Below are 20,705 nucleotides of genomic sequence, written 5' to 3'. Positions count from 1 at the left end.
CTGATCGGCGATGACAGACGCGGCGCACCTCCTCAAGCTCTACGACGAACAACTGCGGGTCGAGACGGCGAGCGCTGCCTCGGTCGCCCGGCTCGGTCCGCTGCGGCTGGCCACCTACAGCGGCGGGCGGGGTTTCATCACCTATCCCCGGCTCGGCGACGCCGACGCGGGGGCGGTCGACCGGCTGGTTCCGGAGGCCCTGGAGCATTACCGCGCCGACCCGGCGATCGTGCGGGTGGAATGGAAGACGCGCGGCCACGATCACGCCCCCGGTCTGCACGAGGCGCTGATCGACAACGGGTTCGTACCGGACGAACCGGAATCGATCATGGTGGGGGAGGCCGCCGCCCTGGTCGCGGACATGCCGCTGCCGGCCGACGTCACGCTGCGCCGGGTGACCAGCGAGCCCGACGTCCGGGCGATGAGCGCGATGGCCGACGAGGCGTTCGGTGAACCGGAGTCGCGGGAGATGGCCGATGCCCTGCTGCGCCGGCTCGGGCTCGGCACGGGGATGGAACTGTGGGTGGCCGAGGCCGCCGGCCGGATGGTCGGGGCGGGCCGGCTGGAACCGGTGGCCGACAGCGACTTCGCCGGCCTCTGGGGCGGCGCCGTGCTCCGGCAGTGGCGGCAGCGCGGGATCTACCGCGCCCTCACGGCGGCCCGGGCCCGGTCGGCCCTGGCCGGCGGGAAGACACTGATCCACAGCGACTCGACGGAGTACTCCCGGCCGATCCTCGAGCGGTCCGGCCTGATCAAGGTGTCGACCACGACGCCGTACCTCTGGCGGCGCTGAGGACGGGCTTCGCGGCATGTTACGCTCGGCCGTCCTGATGACGCACGGTGACGATATTCTCTGAGGTGGGCGCTTCCATGGCCGGTGCGGTCACCTACCTGATCATCGACGGCGAGAACATCGACTCGACGCTCGGGCAGCAGATCCTGGAGCGCCGGCCCAACTCCGAGGAGCGGCCGCGCTGGGAACGCCTGCGGCAGTTCGCGGAGGACCAGTGGGGCCAGCCGGTCACGGCCCTCTTCTTCCTCAACGCGTCGTCCGGGGCGCTGCCGACCCCGTTCATCCGCGCGTTGCAGTCCATGGGGTACCGGCCCGTGCCGCTGTCCGGCGGCCCCGGCCAGAAGGTCGTGGACATCGGCATCCAGCGCACGCTCGACGCCATCGGCCGGCGCCGCGGCGACGTGCTGCTGGCCAGCCACGACGGTGACTTCCTGCCGCACATCGGCCGGCTGCTCACCGGCGACGACCGGCGGGTGGGCGTGGTCGGCTTCCCGGAGTTCTTCAACGCCGGCTTCGCCGGCCTGGTCGACAGCGGGCTGACCCTCTTCGATCTGGAGCTGGACGCCGGCTGCTTCACCAGCGTCCTGCCCCGGGTGCGGATCATCCCGGTCGACACGTTCGACCCGGAGCCCTTCCTGTAGTACGGGCACGGGCCGTTAGGGGGACCCCCGGCGCCGTCCGCTGGCTCTACTGTGGCCGGATGGTGAGAATCTTGCGCACCGCGGCGGCCGCGGTGGTGGTCGTCCTGGCCCTCGTGCTCGCGCCGGCGCCCGCCCGGGCCGCGGCGACGTACCAGGTGAAGTTCGCGATCACCGCGAGCACCGCCGTCTCCGGCCGGTTCATGTACGTCTGGGACCGCAGCACCTGGCAGTACCACGTCGTCCAGGGTGACCGCGACAGCCCGAACGGCACCGCCCAGCTCCCGCCGGGCGACTACGTGGCCGTCGCCCGGTACGGATACTTCCGCCAGCGCAACTATCTGCTCGTACGGACCTTCACGGTCACCAGCGCCGCGGTCTCGGTCACCTTCGCCGAGTCCGGCGCCCGGGAGACCGCCTTCGCCACCGACGACGCCACCGCCGTGCGGGCCACGTCGGCGTACTGGCTGGAGCTGGGTGGTGGCGACAAGGTCGGCTTCACCAGCGGCGGCCCGGCCAAGACGTACGTGACACCGTTCGCCGTCGCCGGGGTGACCCTGCGCCTGCACGAGTTGCTCACCAAGGCCGGCTCGTCCGCGGCCGTGCCCAGCCCGTACCGCTACGACCTCCAGCGTTCCTGGTCCACTGTGCCCGCGTCCCCGATCGCGAAGGTGACCACCGCGCAGCTCGCCAAGACCGTCACCACCCTGCGCGCCCAGGGCGTCACCACGAACGCGGCGCTGGGTTCGTCGCTCAAGGACAGGTGGAGCGGCTCCTACCTGGAGTCGCCGGTGCGGCTGCCCGGCACGGTCACCGAGTACGTCACGCCCGGGCCGACGGTGCACCGCAAGCTGACCCTCGGCGCGGGGGACAGCTCCGTGGTGCTGCCCGACCGGGCGCTGCCGGCCGGCGAGTCCCCCGGCACGACCGTCGGCGCGGGGCCGTTCCTGCCGCGGGCGGCTGGTTCCTCGGTCCGCGACGGCGACGAGCTGCGGATGAGCGAGCCCGCCGCGTACGCCGACGCGGACGGCAATGCCGGCTCCGACGCGCGCGCCTCGGTCACCGCCAAGCTGACCACCGAGGGCGACGTCCACCACTACGACCAGACGTTCACCCGGCGGGTCGCGTGGTCCCAGCTGTCCACCCGGATCCGCAGCGAGTGGGATTTCCGGGCGCCCGATCAGGGTCCGCTGCCGCTGATCGACCTGGGCGTCGGCGTGACCGGGCTGGACGCCCGCAACCGCGCCGGCGCCGCCGCCGTCGGGATCACCGCGTCGGCGTCGGCCCGCGGTGGCGGCACGGCCGAGGTCGGCAAGGTGGAGTATTCGACCGACGACGGTGCGGAGTGGACCGAGCTCGACGGCGACACGCTGACCGTGCCGGCCACGGCCGCCTTCGTGTCGCTGCGGGTGACCGCCACCGACGACCGGGACGGCCGGCTGCGGCGTACGGTGATCCGCGCCTTCGCCGGGCCCGCCACCGCGCCCGACGAGACCTCGGGCGCCACCAGGATCTCCAACGTCGTGGTCAACGGCGGCGCCGACCTGACGTTCGGCGTGTCGGGCAGCCGGGTGTTCACCGCCACCTTCACCGCGTCGGATCCGGCCGGCATCGCCGGCGGCGACGCCTACCTCTACCACGGCGCGTATGCCACGCCGGACGGCGTCATCCTCGCCACCGGGCCGGCCGACTGCGAGAAGACCAGCAACACCGCCGCCGTCTGCACGGCCCGCTTCGCCATGGACGTCAAGGTGGATGCGGCGCGCAACGCGCTGGCCGGCGCCTGGACCGTCGCCGCGTGGTCGCACGCGGCGGACGGTACGAGTTTCGCCGACCGGCACGCCGCCGGCGCCTTCTCGATGAAGCGGGTCAGCAAGCTGACCGTCGACGCGTCCCCGGAGCCGGTCACCAAGGGCAAGACCATCACCGTGACCGGCACGCTGACCCGCGCCGGCTGGGAGAGCTGGACCTACCAGGGGTACGGCTCGCGCACCGTCACCCTCCAGTACTCGAAGAAGGGCACGACCGCCTGGAAGACCGTCAAGTCCGTCAAGACCGACTCCGCCGGCAAGCTCAAGACGACCGTGAAGGCCTCGGCGGACGGCTCGTTCCGCTGGACCTACGCGGGCGACGCGGCCTCCACCGCCACCACCGGTCCGACGGACTACGTCGACGTGCGGTAGCCGCCCGCGCGCGAGACTTTGACCTCAACCCCGGGTGAGGTTCTAGGTTCTGGCGGTGAGCGTGGAGAGCGAGATCCGGCCGGCCGGCATCCTGGCCCGGCCGTACGCCCTGACCACCGTCGGCGCGTGGAGCCTGGTCTTCCTGGCCGCCTTCGAGTCGCTGGCGGTGACGACGATCATGCCGGTCGTCACCAGCGACCTGAACGGCCGCGGCCTGTACGCGCTCGCGTTCTCCTCGACGCTGGCCGCCGGCGTCGTCGGCATGGTCGCGATCGGCTCGTGGGCCGACCGGCGCGGGCCGGCCGTGCCGCTGTTCGCCGCGATAGCCGTGTTCGCCACGGGGCTCGCGGTCGCGGGCACGGCGGTGTCGATGCCGGTCTTCGTGGCGGCCCGGTTCCTCCAGGGCCTCGGCGCGGGCGGGATCACCGTCGCGCTGTACGTGCTGGTCGCGCTGGTCTATCCGGCCGCCCTGCACATCCGGATCTTCGGCGCGTTCGCGTCCGCCTGGGTGCTGCCGTCGATGATCGGCCCGTTCGTCGCCGGTTACGTCGCCGAGGCGTTGAGCTGGCACTGGGTGTTCCTCGGGGTGGTCGCGCTGGTCGCCGTGGCGGGCGGGCTGATGCTGCCGGCCGTACGCGGTCGTGACCGGGCCCGCGCCGACCGGGTGCCGGCGTCGGCCGCCGACGCGCGCCGCGTCGTCGAGGCGGCGGTCGTCGCGGGCAGCGTGGTCGCGCTCAGCTCGCTGGGCGGGCTGGACCGGGCGGTGGCCTGGCTGCTGGCGCCGCCGGCGGTCGTGGTGATCGGCATCGCGCTGCGACACCTGGTGCCGCCGGGCACGTACCGGATCCGGGCCGGTCTGCCGGCGGCGGTCGTGCTCTGCGGCGCGGCCGGCGGGGTCTTCTTCGGCACGGAGGTCTACCTGCCGTTGCTGCTGCACGACCGTTACGGCCTGCCCACCTGGCTCTCGGGGGTGACGCTGACCGCCGGCGCGGTCGCGTGGGCGTTGGCCTCGGCGGTGCAGGGCCGGCTGAGCGACAGGCTCGATCCGGGTACGGCGCTGCGCGCGGGCGCCGTGCTGCTGGCCGGCGGCGCGGCCCTGGAGCTGGCCACGGTGGTGCTGCACCTGCACCCGGCCGTGGCGGCGGCCGGCTGGTTCCTGGCGGGCGCGGGCATGGGCACGCTCTACCCGCGGATCAGCACGCTGGTGCTGGCCCTGTCGGCGCCGGGCGAGGAGGGCTTCAACACGGCGGCGAAGAGCATCACGGACGCGGTGGGCGGCAGCGCCTCGCTCGCGGTCGCCGGCCTGCTCTTCGCGCTCGCCCCGTTCACGGGGCCGTTCGTCTTCACCACGCTGCTCGGCGTGGTGACCGTCCTCATTGCCGTGCGGGTGGCGGTGACCGCCCGCTGAGCGGTCAGCGCAGCGCGGGGAAGACCGTGCCGGCGATCACCGCGCCGACCAGGGCCCCGGCGATCACCTGGGCCGTCGTGTGCGCGGACAGCCGGACCCGGGCCCAGCCGGCGAGCAGCACCAGCGGCACGCCGATCAGTGCGAGCGGGCCGTAGACGACGGTCAGCGTCATCGCGGTGCCCGCCGCCACGCCCGCGTGGATGGACATCTTCCACCAGTGCGTCACCACCGTGAACACGACCAGGCCGACGCCGCCGGCGGCCAGCAGGGCCAGCACCTCGCGCGGGGCGCCGAGCAGCACCAGCACGACCAGGCCGGCGGCCACCGAGGCGATGCCGAACAGCAGCGGGACCCGGCGGTGCTCGCGCTCGGGGATGTGGTGGCTGCTCAGCCGGCCCTGCCGCACGCCGCGTAGCACGTAGGCCAGGGGGATGCCGGCGGCGAACACCGCGCCCGGCAGCCCCCACCAGCGGGAGACCCCGGGCTGGTCACCGGCGTGCCAGCCGACCACCAGCAGCAGGCCCGCGACCAGGACGGCGGGGGCGAAGACCTCGGAGGCGATCCGGGCGGTCCGGTCGGCGGCGGCAGCGGGCACATCCCATGATCGCAGCCGGCCCGGCCGGTCAGGCGGCCGGTGCCAGCTCGTCCGGCGCGAAGTCGTAGCGGCTGAGCCAGTCGTGGATGGGCTTGAGGGGCTCGGGGCTCAGCCGGTAGAGCCGGTGCCGGCCGACCTCGCGGACGTGCACCAGGCCGACCACGCGCAGCACCCGCAGGTGTTTGGAGATCTGCGGCTGGGCCACGCCGAGCAGCGCGGCGAGGTCGTTGACCGGGAGCTCACCGGCGGCCAGCAGGTCGAGGATCTGCCGCCGCCGGGGTTCGGCCACCGCGTTGAACGCGTCCGCCGTCGTCGCCGCTCGTGCCATCGGCCCATCGTATACCCATAACGGAATACGTCACGGGGCGTCCCACCAGGGCGGCAGGGTGGCAGGGGTCCAGTCCGGGGGCGGCCGGAAGTCGAGCCAGGTCTCGTCGAACGGGAACGTCGCGGTCTCGGCCAGCTTGCCCAGCCGTTCCCCCTCGGCGTGGACGGTCGCCGCCTGCGCCGGGTCCAGCGCCGCGAGGTCGTCGGCGTCCTTGAGGTGCCAGGAGCGGTCGGCGTCGACGAGCACGTCCAGCGTCTGGTCGTGCGAGTCGACGCCCCCGGCCCAGCGGCGGGCCGGGGTCTCGAGGTTGGCGTACCAGCCCGCGAAGGTGCCGTCGGCCAGCCAGCTCCAGGAGACCGCGTGCGGCGCGCCGGGCGGGAGCAGCAGCAGGGAGCGGAACTTCTCGCGGCGTACCGGGGACAGCATCGTCGGCATGGCCAGCTCGGCGGCGACGGAAAGGTGCCGGGTGGGCGTGCCGGCCAGGTCCGTACGCCGCATCGACTCGGCGCCGATGTCGACCCAGAGCAGCAGCCCGCGGTCGTCGTCGGACACCACCCGGGCGGCCTGGACCGCGGCGAGGCGCCGGTCGGGGTGCCGGAAGCGCCGGACGACGAGCTCGCCGGGGTGGAACGTCATGCGGCCGGACCGGAATCAGTCGTCATGCCGGGAACTCTGGCACGGCGCCCCGCCACCGCCCGCCATCGCCTCGAGTGCCTGCGCGAGCCGGCCCAGATCCAAGCCTTCCAGGTGACCCACGACGTGCCGGCGCACGCTGGCCAGGTGGGTCGGCCACGCCTCGCGCAGCCGGTCCAGGCCGCGCTCGGTCAGCACGGCGTTGAGTCCGCGCGCGTCCCGCTCGCAGCGGATCCGCCGGAGGTGGCCCTGTGCTTCCAGCTTGGCGGCCAGCCGGGTCATGCCGCTCATCGACATGTCGCACGCGGCGGCGAGCTCATTCATCCGCATCCGCCCGTGCTCGGACTCCGAGAGGTGCCGCAGCACCGAATACTCGCTCAGCGACATGCGCTGCTCGTGCTGGAGGTCGGCGTCGAGGACGCGGGGCATGACCAGCAGCAGCCGGCCCAGGGCCCGCATCACGGCCTCTTCCTCGGGGCTCAGGGGCGGCACCGCGGGCGACCCGGCCGGAGGTGTGGCGGACATGACAAAGATCGTACGGCCTTGACACCACGGCGTGGCGACCTATTTGCTTGACGAAGCAAAGAAGTGCCATCGAGCAACGGAGTCCTGGTCATGACCAAGATCGGCATCATTCTCGGCAGCACCCGCCCGGGCCGTAACGGCGAGGCCGTGGCCAAGTGGGTCCTGGAGCTGGCGTCGCAGCGCACCGACGCGGAGTTCGAGCTGGTCGACCTGCTCGACTACAAGCTGCCGCACCTCGACGAGCCGGTCCCGCCGTCGCTGGCGCAGTACAGCCAGGCCCACACCCTCGAATGGGCTGCCAAGATCGCGTCGTTCGACGGCTTCGTGATGGTCACCCCGGAGTACAACCACGCCACCTCCGGCGTGCTCAAGAACGCCATCGACTTCCTCTTCGCCGAGTGGAACAACAAGGCCGTCGGCTTCGTCGGCTACGGCTCGGTCGGCGGGGCCCGCGCGGTGGAGTCGCTGCGCCTCATCGCCGGCGAGCTGATGATGGCGGACGTCCGGGCGGCGGTCACCCTGTCGCTGGCCACCGACTTCGTCAACTACAGCCAGTTCACCCCGGGCGCCCACCAGGCCGGCGCGCTGACCACCGTGCTGGACCAGGTCGTGGCCTGGAGCACCGCCCTCGCCCCGCTGCGGGCGGCCGCCGTCACCGTCTGACGCCGGGCCGGCAGACGACGGGCCGCCGGGGTGAGCAGAGCACCCCGGCGGCCCGTTCCCGTCGCTGGTGCCGGTCAGCAGGCCACCCAGGTGCGGTTCGCCTTGTACTTCCAGGAGCAGGTGTCGAGCGTCTTGCCCGAGGCGTTGCGCAGCGTCGCGGTGTCGCCGGTGTTGTTCCAGATGTAGTTGCCGCTGCCCCAGTAGACGTTGCGGCCCGACTTGGCCGCCTTGCCGGTGTGCAGCCAGATCCGGCCGCCGTTGGCCGCGATCGAGACGCTGCCGAACGTGTAGACGTGGCGGGACGCGTCGCGGATCGTGTAGCCCTTCAGGTTGACGGCCTTGCCGCCGCTGTTGACGAGCGAGATCCACTCGGCGTTGAGGCTGGCGTTGCTGCGGGTGTCCTTGCCCGGCGAGTCGTACTGGGCGCCGTGGAAGCGCAGGCTGGGCGTGGCTGCCGACGCGGGGGCGCCGACCGCGAGGGTGCCGGCGAGGGCCATCGCCGCCGCGGCGAGGATGCTGACCGTTCTGCGCACCGTACCTCCAGTTTTCTGGGTGAGTCCGAGCATTGTCGGCCGGTTCCGCGGCGGGGCCGAGCACACCCGGTGCGGCGTGGCGGTCCGAAACCGATCACCTGTCGGAGGTGTCGGACAACCGACGGGCAAAACCGCGTCATCCTTTCGGGTGCGGCTCTGATGGTGCTTCGGGAGCGTCGGGGCAGCACAATGTTTTAGTGCTAAACCAGACATCTAGTGATTCCTGGCAGCATCTCCTCGAAATGCCGCATAAGTCGCCGTGGGCGCGGCTGCCGTTCGGGGTACGGATGGCCACTGCCGGGCTCGGGGTGCTCGCCCTCGTGGCCGGCACCGCAGCCGGGATCGCCGCCCTGACCAGTGAGGACACTCGTGTCGTCACGACCGCGGGGCAGGGTGCGCCGGTCGCCGGCCGGCCCGCCGCGGAGGTGCCCCCGTCGTTGCCGGCCGGCGCCACCGGGCTGGGCAACGGGGCCGTCGCCCCCGACCACGGCGCGCCCGGTCACACGCAGGCCGAGCGGGAGGCCGACGAGACACGCTCGGCGCCCGGCCAGGCCGACCGGACGGCCACCCGTTCGCCGCGCCGCCCGACTGCTCCCGGCCCGGTGGCGGGCGGCCCGACTGCTCCCGGCCCGGTGGCGGGCGGCCCGGTCAAGGCCGGCCCGGTCAAGGGCGGTGCCGTCGTGCCCGTGCCCGGCGCCGCCGCCGTGGCTGTTCCGCCCGCCGCCGGTGCCCCCGCCGCGCCGCAGGTACGCACGGAGCAGGTCTCCGAGACCGAGGCCATCCCGTTCGGCACCAAGCTGGTCCCGGACCCGTCGCTGCCACCGGGCGCCCGGGAGATCGAGACCCCCGGCGTGCCCGGCGAGCGGCTGCTGCGCTACGAGGTGACCTACACCGGGAACCGGGAGACGAGCCGGCGGCTGCTGGACTCGAAGGTCACCCGCGAGCCGCAGGACCGGATCGTGGCCTTCGGCGACCGGCAACGCGGCGACCGGCCCGGCGGGGGCAAGCACCAGGGCGGCCGGGGCCATCGGGAGTGCCGGCCGCTCAAGTCGTGCGTCTGGCTGGGCCGCGACCGGGATTGCCCGGACGACGGGACCGGCGCGCCGGGGGAGGGCGTCATCGACGGCGATCTGAGCCTGCTCGACCCGTCGGACATCGACGAGCTGGACCTCGTCCTGCCCTGCGAGGGCGACCCGGACGACCAGCCCGACCCGGACGACCAGCTGGACCCGGACGACCCGGACGACTGGCCGGCCGGGGAGTAAACCGCTGGCCGCGCCCCGCCGGACGGGCGGACACTGCCCCGATGGGCGCGTCGTTCGAGGAGTTGATCGCCGAGGCGGTGGCCGTGCCGGTGACGGGCTGGGACTTCTCCTGGTTCGCCGGGCGGGCCACCGAGCAGCGGCCGTCCTGGGGGTACGCCCGGCTGGTGGCCGACCGGATGGCCGGGGCGACCGCGGCGCTGGACGTGCAGACCGGGGGCGGGGAGGTGCTCGCCACGGTCCCGGATCCGCCCGCCCTGCTGGTGGCCACCGACTCGTGGCGGCCGAACCTGCCGGTGGCCGCGCGGCACCTGCGGCCGCTGGGCGCGTCGGTCGTCGAGGCCGCCGACGCGCCGACGCTGCCGTTCCGCGACGGTGTGTTCGACCTCGTGGTGAGCCGGCACCCGGTCCGTACGCTGTGGCCCGAGATCGCCCGGGTGCTCGCGCCCGGCGGGGTCTTTCTGTCCCAGCAGATCGGCGCCGGCACCAACCGCGAGCTCTCCGAGGCCATGCTGGGCCCGCTGCCGCCGCCGGACCCGCGGCACCCGCAGCGGCTCGCGGCCGCCGCCCGGGACGCCGGCCTGACCGTGCTGGACCTGCGTGCGGAGACGCTGCGGGCCGAGTTCTTCGACGTCGCCGCGGTCGCCCACTTCCTGCGCAAGGTCGTGTGGACGGTGCCCGGCTTCACCGTGGAGAAGTACCTGCCGCAGTTGCGGGCCGTGCACGACCGGATCGAGGCCGAGGGCCCGTTCGTGTCGTACGCCCGGCGGGTGCTGATCGAGGCCCGCAAACCCGGCGACATGCGCGAGGATGGTCGGCGTGGCGTTGAGTGACGAGCGGCTGGCGGAGCTGGCCGCCCTGCTGGTCGAGGTGCCGGGAGTGACGGCCGTGCTGCTGGGCGGCAGCCGGGCCCGCGGCACGCACACCCCGGACTCCGACACCGACCTGGGCGTGTACTACCACCGCCCGCTCGACGTGGCGGCCCTCGGCGAGCTGGCCCGGCTGGTCGGCGGCCCGGCCGCGCGGGTCACCGCGGTCGGCGAGTGGGGACCGTGGGTGGACGGCGGCGGGTGGCTGACCGTGGACGGCGCGGCCGTCGACTGGATCTACCGGGACCTCGACCGGGTCGGCCGGGCCTGGACCGACGCCGAGCAGGGCCGGTACGCGTTCCACGCGCAGACCGGCCACCCGCTGGGCGTGCCCGACTTCGCGTACGCGGGCGAGGTCGCGCTCGGCGTGGTCCTGGCCGATCCGGCCGGTGAGCTGGCGGCCCTGCGCGACCGGATGGGCGCCTATCCGCCCGCGCTGGCCGAGGCGCTCGTGGCCGGGCTGTGGGAGGCGGACTTCCTGGTCGGCCTGGCCCGCAAGGCGGTCACGCGCGGCGACGCCGCCTATGTCGCCGGTTGCCTGTTCCGCCTGGTCGGGGTGTGTGTGCACGCGCTGCACGGCGCCGCCGGCCGGTGGCTGGTCAACGAGAAGGGCGCGGTGGCCGCGGCCGCCGCCCTGCCCGGCGCGCCGCCCCGGTTCCGCGAGCAGGTCGAGGCCGTCTTCACCGCGGTCGACGGCGATCCGGTGCACCTGACCGCGGTGCTGGACGCGGCGGCCGACCTCGTTCTGGAGACGGCCGACGCGTGCGCCATGATGACGCGATGACCGCTGATCAGCCCACCATCCTCGCCACGAGCGCCGGATTCGCCCGCGGCCGGCACGGCCTGTTCGACATGCGGCCCGGGCCCGTGCACCGCTTCGCCGCCGAGCTGGCCAACGCCGGTGACACCGCGAAGTTCTGCTTCCTGCACCAGGCCGTCGGTGATCCCGAGAACTGGATCGGCGCGACCTACGCGGCCTTCGCCCGGACCGGCTACCGCGCGTCCCACCTCCAGCTCTTCCCGATGCCCAACCACGAGGACATCCGCGCGCACCTGCTCGCGCAGGACGTGATCTGGGTCAACGGCGGCAGCGTGGCCAACCTGGTCGCGGTGTGGCGGGTGCACGGCCTGGCCGAGATCCTGCACGAGGCCTGGCAGTCCGGGGTGGTGCTCGGCGGCGTCTCGGCCGGCTCGATCTGCTGGCACCAGGGCGGCAGCACCGACAGTTTCGGGCTCGAGCTGCGCGCGTTCACCGGCGGGCTGGGTTGGCTGCCGTACAGCAACGGGGTGCACTACGACGCCGAGGAGCAGCGCCGGCCGCTCATGCACAAGCTCATCGCCGACGGCACCCTCGGCGACGGCTACGCGACCGACGACGGGGCCGGTCTGCTCTACCGCGGCACCCGGCTGGCCGAGGTCGTGGCCGACAAGGAGGGCCCCCGGGGGTACGAGCTCAAGCGGGCAGCGGACGGCTCGGTGACCGAGACGCCGCTGCCCACCCGGGTGCTGAGCTACTAGGGCAGCGTCCACTTCTGGTTGGCCGCGCCCAGGCAGTCCCAGATGTGGATCTGCTGGCCGTCGGCCGAGCTGTTCTGGCTCACGTCCAGGCAGCGGCCCGACTGCGGGTTGCGCAGGGTGTTGTCGGGCTGGGCCGACCAGACCTGCGCGCCCGTGCCGTTGCAGGTCCAGAGCTGGGCCTTGGTGCCGTTGGCGGTGCCGCCGCCGGCCACGTCGAGGCACTTGCCGAGCGCCTTGACCGGGCCGTTGGCGGTCACCGTCCACTTCTGGGCGTTGGTGCCGTTGCAGGTGTAGAGCTGGATCTTCGTGCCGTCGGCGGTGCCGGCGCCGGCCACGTCCAGGCACTTGCCGGCCAGCCCGACGATCGGGCCGGTGCCGACGGCCGGCGGCGGGGTGCCGCCGAGCTCCTTGATCCGCACGTTGCGGAACGAGGCGTCGTCGCCGTCGCCGTGGTTCTGCAGTCCGATGTGGCCGGCCAGGGAGCGGGCCGGGTCGGTGTTGGTGAAATCGTTGATCCGGGTGCCGTTGAGGAAGACCTGCAGCCGCTCACCCTCGACGAGCAGCTCGTAGGTGTTCCACTCGCCCGGCGGGTTGAGCGCGGCGTCGCGGGCCGCGAGGTCGGCCGACTTGAACGTGTAGACCGCGCCGGTGGTGCGGTCCGCCGCGTCCGTCGCGTCGATCTGCACCTCGTAGCCGTTGTTCACCGCCGACCACGGGTCGCTCGACGGCGGGAAGCCGATGAAGACGCCGGTGTTGTCGTCGCCGGCCAGCTTCCAGTCCAGCTTCAGCGAGTAGTTGGTGAACTGCTTCTGGCTGTACCAGAACAGGCCCATCCCGCCGGTCGAGGTCAGCGTCGCGTCGGTGTTGGTGAACGAGCCCGGCCCGGCCTGCGACCAGCCGGTGGTGGAGCCGTTGTAGAGGGCGGTGTAACCGGTCTCCGGGCGGCAGTCGGCGTTGGCCGCCTTCGCCGCGTACCGGATGCCGCCGAGCAGGTGGGCCCGGAAGGCCGGGTCCGCGTACGACTCGATGGTGTGGCCGCCGCCGGTGTAGAAGGACCGGCCGCCCTCGTAGGTCTTGCACCAGACGTGCGGATGGTCGGCGCCCATCGCGCCACCGGAGTACGAGCCCTCGTCCAGGCTGGCCAGCACGTGGGCACTGGACCGGGGGTTGGTGCGGTAGTTGTACCACTCGTCGGTGCGGTTCCAGCGCTGCGGCAGGTGCGCCGTCGCGGCGTGGGCGCGGTCCTCGGTCACCACGGTGGCCGGCTGGATCGCCGGGTGCGACGCGAAGTACGCGCCGACCAGCTGCCCGTAGAACGGCCAGTCGTACTCGGTGTCGGCGGCGGCGTGCACACCGACGTATCCGCCGCCGGCGCGGATGTAGCCCTCGAAGGCGGTCTGCTGGGTGGCGTTCAGCACGTCGCCGGTGGTGTTGAGGAAGACCACGGCCTCGTAGCCGGACAACCCGGCCGTGGTGAACGCCGCCGGGTCCTCGGTTGCGGTGACCGAGAATCCGTTGGCCGCGCCCAGGTCCCGGATGGCCTGGATGCCGGCCGGGATGGCGTCGTGGCGGAAGCCGGCCGTGCGGGAGAAGACCAGCACGTCGTACGGGTCGTCGGCGGCGAGGGCGGGGGAGGCGACGGCGACCGAGGCCGGGATCATCAGCAGCGCGGTCAGCAACTTGCCGATCATGGCAGCACCCACTTCTGGTTGGCGGCGCCCAGGCAGTCCCAGATGTGGATCTGCTGGCCGTCGGCCGAGCTGTTCTGGCTGACGTCGAGGCATCGGCCCGACTGGGGATTGCGCAGGCTGCCGTCGGCGTTCGCGGCCCAGTTCTGCGCCGCGGTGTCGTTGCACGTCCAGAGCTGCGCCTTGGTGCCGTTGGCGGTGGCGCCGCCGGCCACGTCGAGGCACTTGCCGAGCGCCTTCACCGTGCTGTTCGCGGTGACGGTCCAGGTCTGCGCGGCGGTGCCGTTGCAGGTGTAGAGCTGGATCTTCGTGCCGTCGGCGGTGGCGGCCCCGGCCACGTCCAGGCACTTGCCGGCCAGCCCGACGATCGGGCCGACCCGGGCGCCGGCGCCGTTCAGCGTGAACGCGTCCACATCGAACAGTGCGCCCGCGCCACCGGAGAACGTCAGGTACAGCGGGCCGGTGGTGGCCGGCGCGCCGGTGACCGTACCGGTGACGTCCGTGAAGGTCTCCCAGCCGCCGGTGACCGGCACCGTGGCCGAGCCGACCACCGTGCCGGTCGCCGAGCCGGTCCGCAGCTGGAGCGTGCCGCCCACGCCGCCGGAGGAGACCCGGGCGGTGAAGGAGGTGACCCCGCTGAGCCGGTACGGCTCGAACGCGACCCAGTCCCCGTTGTTGATGTTGCCGACGGTCTGGCCGCCCTCGGCCGCGGTCTTGGTGATCCGGTCCACCCCGGACGAGGTCTTGAAGTGCTCGGCCTGCCGGCGCCGCGGCTGCAGGGTGTGCTGGGTGTGCGTGGTCAGGCCGCCGGCGTCGGTGTACTCGGCGTCGAAGACCGCGAAGATGTTCGCCGCGGAGTCGTGCTCACCGTCGGCCGGGATGGTGATCGCGCCGGTGCAGCCGTTCTGCGAGGTGATCTGGTGGCCGTGGCTGTCGTGCCCGAGCACGTAGGTCATCTTCACCGCGGCGCAGTTGATCGAGCTGTCCTCGGGGTCGGTGACCGTGATGGAGAACGGGACGGTGTCGCCGTAGGAGAACAGCGAGCCGTTGGCCGGGCTGTTGATCGTCACCGTCGGGGCGGTGTTGCCGACCGTGATGGTCACGTTGGCCGTGCCGGTCAGCCCTTCGGGGTCCTTCGCGGTCAGCGTCACCTGGTACGTCCCGTTGGCCGTGTACGTCTTGGTGGGGTTGGCCGCGGTCGAGGTGGTGCCGTCGCCGAAGTTCCACGAGTAGGTGAGCGCGCCGCCCTCCGGATCGGACGAGCCCGCCGAGGAGAACGTCACGGCCAGCGGGGCCTGCCCGGAGGTCTTGTTCGCGCCGGCCACCGCGGTCGGCGCCCGGTTGGAGCCGGCCAGGTAGTCGAAGCGGTACAGCGCCGAGTTGGCGTCGCCGTTGAAGTAGCCGGTGCCGTAGTCCAGCACGTACAGCGAGCCCTCCGGCCCGAAGGCCATGTCCATCACCTGCTTGCCGGCCCACGGGAAGTTCGAGATGGTGCCGACCGAGCCGTCCATGCCGACGTGGATCGGCTTGATCCAGCCGCGGCCCAGCTCGCCGGCGAAGAAGTGGCCGTCGAGGGCGGCGGGGAACTTGGTGGGGGAGTTCAGGCCCGCGTTGTAGCGGTAGACCGGGCCGCCCATCGGGGACTCCGAGCCGCTGCCGAACTCGGGCGGGCTGCCGGCGTCGCCCGCGTACCGGATCCAGGCCGGCCGGGCCGGCGGCAGCTTGGTCTGGCCGGTGTTGCGGAACGAGTTGTTGGTGGGTCCGCCGGCGCAGTCGTACTTGGCGCCGGTGGTGCCGGTGGCGAAGTTCCACTCGTTGTAGGTCTCGGTGCTGGTGTTGGCGCCCGTGCAGTACGGCCAGCCGTAGTTGCCCGCGCTGGTGATCCGGTTGAACTCGACCTGGCCGCTGGGCCCGCGGTTGGGGTCGGTGGAGCCGGCGTCGGGGCCGTAGTCGCCGAGGTAGACCACGCCGGTGGCCTTGTCCACGCTCATCCGGAACGGGTTGCGGAAGCCCATGGCGTAGATCTCGGGGCGGGTGTTCGCGGTGCCGGGGGCGAACAGGTTGCCCGCCGGCACGCTGTACGTGCCGTTCGCGTTGACCTTGATCCGCAGCACCTTGCCGCGCAGGTCGTTGGTGTTGCCGGCGGTGCGCTGGGCGTCGTAGCCGGGGTTGCGGTCGGTGCGCTCGTCCAGCGGCGAGTATCCGGCCGAGTCGAACGGGTTGCTGTCGTCCCCTGTGGACAGGTAGAGGTTGCCCGCCGCGTCGAAGTCGATGTCGCCGCCGACGTGGCAGCACAGGCCGCGGGTGGCCGGCACGTCGAGGACGTCGACCTTGCTGGCGGTGTTGAGGGTGAAGTCGGCGTTGAGCGTGTAGCGGGACAGCCGGTTGACGCCGGTCCAGGCGGAGAAGTCGGAACCGGTGGTGGGGGCGTCGCCGGCCGGGGTGCTCAGCGGCGGGGCGTAGTAGAGGTAGATCTGCCGGTTGGTGGCGAAGCCGGGGTCCACGCCGACGCCCTGCAGCCCCTCCTCGTCGTGGCTGTAGACGGCGAGGGTGCCGACGACGGTGGTGGCGCCGTCCTTGTCGGTGCGCCGCAGGGTGCCGTTGCGGGCGGTGTGCAGCACCGACGAGTCGGGCAGCACGGCGATGGCCATCGGCTCACCCACCTCGGCGACCCCCTTGGCCAGGGTGACCTGCTGGAAGTCGGCCGGGTTGATGTCGTGGGCCGAGGCGGGGGCGGGGGTGGCGACCAGCAGAGCGGCGACGAGCAGCGCCGCGCCCGAGCCGTATCGAAGTCTTGCCATGTGTCGATGTCTTGCGGCCATGGGTGAGTGGTCCCTTTCCTGACGTAGGGGAGTTGCCAGGTTGGGCTACCTTGCGCCGATACGCCGAGCCCTGGCCAGCGCCGAGGCCCCGGGACGACCGCGCCGCGTGTTACCAACGTGTAACAGTGAGCAAACGTTAGTAACTTCTCGCGCAGGTGTCCATACTTTTCACGGTCCAGCATGGACTTTTGACTGTGCCAAAAAAAGAGGCGCCGTCCCCGGGTGGGGACGGCGCCGGCGACCGGCCGGTCAGGACGCGTAGTGCAGGATCACGTTGTGCACGTGCTGGGTCTTCTCCGAGCCGCGGAACTCGACCTCGTAGGTGTGCGTGCCGACGCTGATCGCGATCGTGCCGGTGGAGAAGAACTGCCCGGCCCAGCTCTTGTTGCTGACCACGCTCACGCTGCTCACCTTGGCGTACGGGATGCTGGTGATGGCCACGCGCTTCCCGACGAAGGACTTGTCCTGGATGATCACCCGGCGGGTGGTGAGCCCGATGAAGCCGGTGCCGGCGCCGACCGCGTCGTACACCGCGATGATCTGTTCGCCCTCGAGCAGGCCGCTCTGGATCTGCTGGAGCTGGCCCTTGCTGTCGTAAATCGGCGCCGTCATGATGCCGAGGCTACTGAGGGCCCACCACTGTGCGGTACGCGTCCTCGATCCGGGCCGCGAGGGTGACCTCACCGTCGGTGATGGTCTGGCCGTCGGACGCGCCGAGCAGGATCTGCGTGTGACCGTCCATGCGCCGGATGCTGGGCCGCAGGCGCAACGTGTCGGCGGCGACCTTGATCCGCTCGGTGAGCGCGGCATGCTGGCTGTCGTCGCACGCGAGCACGCGTTTGAGCTGCACGCCGTCCTGGGTCCACCCGCCCAGCACCGCCAGCGCGTCACTCAAGTAGTCGGAGCGGGTACCCCGTAGTTTCCTGCCCCGCATGGCCGCACCTCCCTGGCGTCGTTGCCGGCTTGTGGCCAAACTGTCGCCGTGTCGTCATGGTCGGTGCCCACAGTCTTGTCTTCCCCGTCAACTATGTCCACGCCCACATATCCGTGTTTGCGTGACGATCGGGACGCCTCGGGCAACCTGATCGGTCAAGTTTTGTGGCACGCTCTTGGCTCATGTCCCATGAACACCACGTCAGCGGCCGCCCGTCACCCAGGGTGATTGTGGCGGCAGTGATCGTGACGGCGGGCCGGGTGCTCGCCTGCGAGCGCTCCGCGCCGCCCGAGGTCGCCGGGCGCTGGGAGTTCCCGGGCGGCAAGGTGGAGCCGGGGGAGACCGACGCTCAGGCGCTGGCCCGCGAGTGCGCGGAGGAGCTGGGCGTACGGGTGAGGGTCGGGGCCCGGATCGGCCCGGACGTGCCGCTGGCCCACGGCCGCGCCGTCCTGCGCGTCTTCACGGTGACGCTGCTGAACGGCGACGAGCCGCGGGCCCTGGAACACGCGGCGATGCGCTGGCTGGCCGCCGACGAGCTGGACAGCGTGCCCTGGCTGCCGGCGGACCAGCCGATCGTCGCGGAGCTGCCGGTGCTACTGGCCGAAGGTGCGGCGTAGCTCCCGCTTGAGGACCTTGAAGCTGGGGCCCATCGGCAGCGCCTCGACGAAGCGGATCTGCCGCGGGTACTTGTGCTTGCCGAGCTTCTCCCGGGACCAGTCGATGAGCTCCTGCTCGGTGAGGCCGCCCGGGTCGGGCACCACCACGGCGCAGATCTCCTCGCCGAGCACGGGATCGGGCACGCCGATCACCGCGACCTGCACCACGGACGGGTGCCGGGCCAGGGCCTCCTCGACCTCGCGCGGGTAGACGTTGAAGCCGCCCCGGATCACCAGGTCCTTCTTGCGGTCGACGATCGTGATGAAGCCGTCGGCGTCCTTGGTGCCCAGGTCGCCGCTGCGGAACCAGCCGTCGACCATCGCCTCGGCGGTCGCCTCGGGCCGGTTCAGGTAGCCCGCGAAGACGTTGTGCCCGCGGATCACGATCTCCCCGAGCTCGCCGGTCGGCAGCAGCTCGATGCGCTCGTCGACCTCCGCCCGGGCGATCTCCACCTCGACGCCCCAGATCGGGTGTCCGATCGTGCCGGCGCGGGTGCCGAAGGCGGGCTGGTTGGTGGTCGCCGTGGGTGAGGTCTCGGAGAGCCCGTACCCCTCGAACACGGTCGAGCCGAACACCGCGCTGAAGCGCTCCAGCACCGCGACCGGCAGCGACGCCCCGCCCGACACGCAGATCCGCAGCTCGGGCAGCTTGTCGGCCTTCGCCGCCGCCTCCAGCAGGCCGATGTACATCGTCGGCACGCCGTGGAAGACGGTCACGTGCTCGCGGACCATCAGGTCGATCGCCGCCTCGCCGGTGAAGCGGGCGAGCAGCACCAGCGTCCCGCCCAGCCGGAAGGTGCCGTTCATGCCGACGGTCTGGCCGAACGTGTGGAACAGCGGCAGGCAGCCCATGACCACGTCGTCGGCGCGCACCTCGTTGGCGTCGAAGACGTTCACGGTCGCGTTCATGACCAGGTTGAGGTGGGTGAGCAGGGCGCCCTTGGGCTCCCCGGTGGTGCCGCTGGTGTAGAAGATCACCGCGACGTCCTCGGCCTCCCGGCTCACGTACGTCGGCAGCGGCGCCACCGAGGCCGCGACCTCCTCCAGCCGGGGCGGGGCGTCGGGGATCCCGGGCGGCATCGGCCCGACGCTGGCCACCCTGGTGCCGGCGATGCGGGCCGCGGCCAGCGCGTTCTCCAGCTGGCTGGAGTGGGCCACAAGCAGGTCGGTGCCGCTGTCGCGCAGCACGTACGCCATCTCCTGCGGGGTGAGCAGCAGGTGGACCGGCACGATCCGGGCGCCCACCGCGAGCGCGCCGTAGTAGGCCCGGGGGAAGTCGGCCACGTTGGGCACCAGCACGGCGACCGTGTCGCCGGCCCCGACACCCAGCTCCCGCAGCCCGGCGGCGTACGCGCGGGACTGCGCCCAGAGATCGCGGTAGCTGATCCGCTCCGCGTGGTCGACGATCGCGACTCTCTCCGGATACCGCCGGGCGGCCTCGGCCAGCACGGCCGCCAGCGACAACATCGTCATGAGAGGTGCCCCCCGATCTTGGTGTAGCCGCGCAGCAGGTCGCGGGAGATGATCAGGCGCTGCATCTCGTCGGTGCCCTCGTAGATGCGCATCAGCCGGACCTGGCGGTACCAGCGCTCGATGGGCAGCTCGCGGGTGTAGCCCATGCCGCCGTGGATCTGCATGACCCGGTCGACCACATTGTTGACCATGGTGGCGCCGTACAGCTTGGCCATCGAGGACGCGTGCCGCGGGTCCCAGCCCTGGTCCACCGTCCAGGCGGCCTTGAGGATGAGCCAGCGGGCCGCCTCCAGCTCGACCTCGGAGTCGGCGATCATCCACTGGATGGCCTGGTTGGTGCCGATGGTGGCGCCGAAGGTCTCGCGGGTGTTGGCGTAGTCGACGGCCATGCCCAGGGCGCGCTCGGCGATGCCGAGGGCGTTCGACGGGATCAGGTAGCGGCCCTTGCCGATCCACTTCATGCCCAGCTCGAAGCCCTGGCCGATCTCGCCCAGGATGTTGCGCGAGGGCACCCGCACGTTGTCGAAGACCAGCGCGGCCGGGCCGCCTTCGCCCATGGTCTGGATGAACTCCGAGCGCCAGCCCATCTCCCGGTCGACCAGGAAGGCGGTCGTGCCGCCGCCGCGCACGCCCTTCTCCTTGTCGGTGACCGCCACGACGATGACGAAGTCCGCGTCGTTGCCGTTGGTGATGAACGTCTTCTCGCCGTTGAGGACCCAGTCGTCGCCGTCCCGGCGGGCGCTGAGCTTGATGTTGGCCGCGTCCGAGCCGGCGCCCGGCTCGGTGATCGCGAAGCAGGAGATCCGGTCGCCCTCGATGGTCGGCACCAGGTACTCGGCCTTTTGCGCGTCGTTGGCGTAATACAGGATGTTGTCGGCCTCGCCGCCGAACTTGAACTGCACGAACGTGCGGCCGACCTCGGTCCAGATCAGCGACTGCAGGACCGCGGGGAGGTCCATGCCGCCGTACTCCTCCGGGGTCGACAGGCCCCAGAAGCCGAACTTCTTCGCCTTGAGCTGGAGCTCGCGCAGCTCGCTGCGCTCCAGCCCGGGTTGGTGGTTGCGCTCGCGCCGCAGAGCTTCCTGCTCCAGCGGCATGACCTCGCGGGTGATGAATTGGCGGGCGGTGTCGCGAACGGCCCGCTCCTCGTCGCTGAGTTGAAAGTCCACGTGATAAAACTAGCG

General features: G+C 72.2%; 21 protein-coding genes. 10 read left to right on the top strand and 11 right to left on the bottom strand.

Annotated elements, in window-relative coordinates:
* Positions 1 to 10: 10 nt before the first annotated feature.
* The 4 genes from Ani05nite_RS17960 to Ani05nite_RS17945 all read left to right on the top strand — a co-directional run bounded on the left by Ani05nite_RS17960 (position 11) and on the right by Ani05nite_RS17945 (position 5,022).
* A complete protein-coding gene (locus tag Ani05nite_RS17960; RefSeq protein ID WP_203769698.1) occupies positions 11 to 793 on the top strand; it encodes a GNAT family N-acetyltransferase in 783 nt (260 codons plus the stop codon).
* 65 nt (positions 794 to 858) lie between these two features.
* A complete protein-coding gene (locus Ani05nite_RS17955) occupies positions 859 to 1,434 on the top strand; it encodes an NYN domain-containing protein (protein ID WP_239130157.1) in 576 nt (191 codons plus the stop codon).
* Between the two features lie 59 nt (positions 1,435 to 1,493).
* Positions 1,494 to 3,614, top strand: coding sequence for a hypothetical protein (locus tag Ani05nite_RS17950; protein WP_203769697.1), 2,121 nt, complete (start codon positions 1,494 to 1,496; stop codon positions 3,612 to 3,614).
* Between the two features lie 55 nt (positions 3,615 to 3,669).
* On the top strand, positions 3,670 to 5,022 hold the full coding sequence (locus Ani05nite_RS17945; RefSeq protein WP_203769696.1) for an MFS transporter: 1,353 nt from the start codon (positions 3,670 to 3,672) through the stop codon (positions 5,020 to 5,022).
* Between the two features lie 4 nt (positions 5,023 to 5,026).
* Here the strand turns inward: Ani05nite_RS17945 and Ani05nite_RS17940 are convergent, their stop codons facing one another.
* Genes Ani05nite_RS17940 through Ani05nite_RS17925 form a run of 4 tightly spaced genes read right to left on the bottom strand, consistent with a single transcriptional unit; the run spans position 5,027 to position 7,103 of the window.
* Positions 5,027 to 5,617 carry a phosphoesterase PA-phosphatase gene (locus Ani05nite_RS17940; RefSeq protein WP_203769695.1) on the bottom strand — a complete coding sequence of 197 codons (591 nt, stop codon included), beginning with the start codon at positions 5,615 to 5,617 and terminating at the stop codon, positions 5,027 to 5,029.
* Positions 5,618 to 5,645: 28 nt separating this feature from the next.
* On the bottom strand, positions 5,646 to 5,945 hold the full coding sequence (locus Ani05nite_RS17935) for an ArsR/SmtB family transcription factor (RefSeq protein ID WP_203769694.1): 300 nt from the start codon (positions 5,943 to 5,945) through the stop codon (positions 5,646 to 5,648).
* A 30-nt stretch (positions 5,946 to 5,975) separates the two neighbouring features.
* Positions 5,976 to 6,581 carry a ribonuclease FAU-1 family protein gene (locus tag Ani05nite_RS17930; RefSeq protein WP_203769692.1) on the bottom strand — a complete coding sequence of 202 codons (606 nt, stop codon included), beginning with the start codon at positions 6,579 to 6,581 and terminating at the stop codon, positions 5,976 to 5,978.
* 15 nt (positions 6,582 to 6,596) lie between these two features.
* Positions 6,597 to 7,103, bottom strand: a complete 507-nt coding sequence (locus Ani05nite_RS17925; protein WP_203769690.1) for a MarR family winged helix-turn-helix transcriptional regulator — start codon at positions 7,101 to 7,103, stop codon at positions 6,597 to 6,599.
* 90 nt (positions 7,104 to 7,193) lie between these two features.
* Here Ani05nite_RS17925 and Ani05nite_RS17920 point away from each other — a divergent pair, with 90 nt between their 5' ends.
* A complete protein-coding gene (locus tag Ani05nite_RS17920; protein WP_203769689.1) occupies positions 7,194 to 7,766 on the top strand; it encodes an NADPH-dependent FMN reductase in 573 nt (190 codons plus the stop codon).
* A 74-nt stretch (positions 7,767 to 7,840) separates the two neighbouring features.
* Here the strand turns inward: Ani05nite_RS17920 and Ani05nite_RS17915 are convergent, their stop codons facing one another.
* Complete coding sequence (locus Ani05nite_RS17915) at positions 7,841 to 8,299, bottom strand: lamin tail domain-containing protein (protein WP_203769688.1); 459 nt, start codon at positions 8,297 to 8,299, stop codon at positions 7,841 to 7,843.
* A 242-nt stretch (positions 8,300 to 8,541) separates the two neighbouring features.
* On the opposite strand from Ani05nite_RS17915, the gene Ani05nite_RS17910 reads away from it, so the two are divergent.
* Genes Ani05nite_RS17910 through Ani05nite_RS17895 form a run of 4 tightly spaced genes read left to right on the top strand, consistent with a single transcriptional unit; the run spans position 8,542 to position 11,948 of the window.
* Positions 8,542 to 9,564, top strand: coding sequence for a G5 domain-containing protein (locus Ani05nite_RS17910; protein WP_203769687.1), 1,023 nt, complete (start codon positions 8,542 to 8,544; stop codon positions 9,562 to 9,564).
* Between the two features lie 41 nt (positions 9,565 to 9,605).
* On the top strand, positions 9,606 to 10,394 hold the full coding sequence (locus tag Ani05nite_RS17905; protein ID WP_203769686.1) for a class I SAM-dependent methyltransferase: 789 nt from the start codon (positions 9,606 to 9,608) through the stop codon (positions 10,392 to 10,394).
* A complete protein-coding gene (locus Ani05nite_RS17900) occupies positions 10,372 to 11,214 on the top strand; it encodes a nucleotidyltransferase domain-containing protein (RefSeq protein WP_203769685.1) in 843 nt (280 codons plus the stop codon). The genes Ani05nite_RS17905 and Ani05nite_RS17900 overlap by 23 nt, the downstream gene beginning before the upstream one ends.
* Complete coding sequence (locus Ani05nite_RS17895; RefSeq protein ID WP_203769684.1) at positions 11,211 to 11,948, top strand: Type 1 glutamine amidotransferase-like domain-containing protein; 738 nt, start codon at positions 11,211 to 11,213, stop codon at positions 11,946 to 11,948. Before Ani05nite_RS17900 ends, Ani05nite_RS17895 begins: the two co-directional genes overlap by 4 nt.
* Here the strand turns inward: Ani05nite_RS17895 and Ani05nite_RS17890 are convergent.
* From Ani05nite_RS17890 to Ani05nite_RS17875, 4 genes are all read right to left on the bottom strand, one after another.
* A complete protein-coding gene (locus tag Ani05nite_RS17890) occupies positions 11,945 to 13,639 on the bottom strand; it encodes a ThuA domain-containing protein (RefSeq protein ID WP_203769682.1) in 1,695 nt (564 codons plus the stop codon). The two genes, Ani05nite_RS17895 and Ani05nite_RS17890, sit on opposite strands and share 4 nt — an antisense overlap.
* Positions 13,636 to 16,437, bottom strand: coding sequence for a PQQ-dependent sugar dehydrogenase (locus tag Ani05nite_RS17885; protein WP_239130155.1), 2,802 nt, complete (start codon positions 16,435 to 16,437; stop codon positions 13,636 to 13,638). Before Ani05nite_RS17885 ends, Ani05nite_RS17890 begins: the two co-directional genes overlap by 4 nt.
* Before the next feature lie 270 nt (positions 16,438 to 16,707).
* Positions 16,708 to 17,070, bottom strand: coding sequence for a PH domain-containing protein (locus tag Ani05nite_RS17880; RefSeq protein ID WP_203769678.1), 363 nt, complete (start codon positions 17,068 to 17,070; stop codon positions 16,708 to 16,710).
* Between the two features lie 10 nt (positions 17,071 to 17,080).
* Positions 17,081 to 17,392 carry a 4a-hydroxytetrahydrobiopterin dehydratase gene (locus tag Ani05nite_RS17875; protein WP_203769676.1) on the bottom strand — a complete coding sequence of 104 codons (312 nt, stop codon included), beginning with the start codon at positions 17,390 to 17,392 and terminating at the stop codon, positions 17,081 to 17,083.
* A gap of 182 nt (positions 17,393 to 17,574) precedes the next feature.
* Between Ani05nite_RS17875 and Ani05nite_RS17870 the strand changes: the two genes are divergently transcribed.
* Entirely contained in the window at positions 17,575 to 18,009 is a 435-nt protein-coding gene (locus tag Ani05nite_RS17870; RefSeq protein WP_203769674.1) for a (deoxy)nucleoside triphosphate pyrophosphohydrolase, read from the top strand.
* Here the strand turns inward: Ani05nite_RS17870 and Ani05nite_RS17865 are convergent.
* Positions 17,986 to 19,521 carry a long-chain-fatty-acid--CoA ligase gene (locus Ani05nite_RS17865; RefSeq protein ID WP_203769672.1) on the bottom strand — a complete coding sequence of 512 codons (1,536 nt, stop codon included), beginning with the start codon at positions 19,519 to 19,521 and terminating at the stop codon, positions 17,986 to 17,988. The genes Ani05nite_RS17870 and Ani05nite_RS17865 overlap by 24 nt on opposite strands.
* The gene (locus Ani05nite_RS17860; protein WP_203769671.1) at positions 19,518 to 20,690 is read right to left on the bottom strand and encodes an acyl-CoA dehydrogenase family protein; all 1,173 of its coding nucleotides are present in this window, start codon (positions 20,688 to 20,690) and stop codon (positions 19,518 to 19,520) included. Before Ani05nite_RS17860 ends, Ani05nite_RS17865 begins: the two co-directional genes overlap by 4 nt.
* Positions 20,691 to 20,705 lie beyond the last annotated feature (15 nt).

The organism is Actinoplanes nipponensis, from assembly GCF_016862275.1.
GTDB lineage: Bacteria > Actinomycetota > Actinomycetes > Mycobacteriales > Micromonosporaceae > Actinoplanes > Actinoplanes nipponensis.
This window is presented reverse-complemented; position numbering and strand designations above follow the sequence as displayed.